Below are 372 nucleotides of genomic sequence, written 5' to 3' on the forward strand. Positions count from 1 at the left end.
GGTGGACGAAGGGGATCGAACCCTCGACAACGGGAGTCACAATCCCGTGCTCTACCAACTGAGCTACGCCCACCATATTGCATTAACAAAGAACTCAACCATCTTCTCTGTCGAACCTCGCACCCCCTGACGGCGGTGCAAAGCTTTAATTGGTGCGGATGAAGAGACTCGAACTCTTACGCCTCGCGGCGCTGGAACCTAAATCCAGTGTGTCTACCAATTCCACCACATCCGCGCTTGAAGCTCTTAAAGCAAAGGCGCCAGATGATTAATCTGGCGCCTTTTAAAATATGGGGTGGACGAAGGGGATCGAACCCTCGACAACGGGAGTCACAATCCCGTGCTCTACCAACTGAGCTACGCCCACCATAT

At 53.0% G+C, this 372-nt stretch carries 3 tRNA genes; all 3 read right to left on the reverse strand.

The window, feature by feature from the left end:
• A tRNA-His gene (locus tag AACV02_RS04420) sits at window positions 1-73 on the reverse strand.
• A gap of 77 nt (window positions 74-150) precedes the next feature.
• Window positions 151-235, reverse strand: a tRNA-Leu gene (locus tag AACV02_RS04425).
• A 56-nt stretch (window positions 236-291) separates the two neighbouring features.
• Window positions 292-367 (reverse strand) — tRNA-His (locus tag AACV02_RS04430).
• Window positions 368-372 lie beyond the last annotated feature (5 nt).

Source organism: Pseudomonas sp. Larv2_ips, assembly GCF_963879675.1.
GTDB lineage: Bacteria > Pseudomonadota > Gammaproteobacteria > Pseudomonadales > Pseudomonadaceae > Aquipseudomonas.